The 249-nt window shown below is 60.2% G+C and carries 1 protein-coding gene; it reads right to left on the minus strand.

Annotated elements, in window-relative coordinates:
• On the minus strand, window positions 1–249 hold a 249-nt coding region (locus tag QSV46_RS40505; RefSeq protein WP_314964328.1), incomplete at both ends, for a rhodanese-like domain-containing protein.

The following is a 249-nucleotide window of genomic DNA, read 5'->3' on the forward strand; positions in this document are numbered from 1 at the left end:
CCTTGACCTTGTGATAGCCGAGCATGGTGAGAAGATAGTAGCCGCGGCAGGACTGCCCGAAGCCGGAATTCATCGACTGCTCGTAGATGACGGCGGTTTCCTTGCCCGACAAGCCTGCGGCGCCGAACGCGTCGGCGAATTTCGTCTTGAGCTCGTGAATGCCTTCCGGCGTCGAGGTCGCGAGATAGGTGAAGATTTCATGGACGTTGACGGCGTTCGGGAGATGCCCCGCGCCGTAGCCTTCCGGAT

The organism is Bradyrhizobium cosmicum, assembly GCF_032290525.1.
GTDB lineage: Bacteria > Pseudomonadota > Alphaproteobacteria > Rhizobiales > Xanthobacteraceae > Bradyrhizobium > Bradyrhizobium cosmicum_A.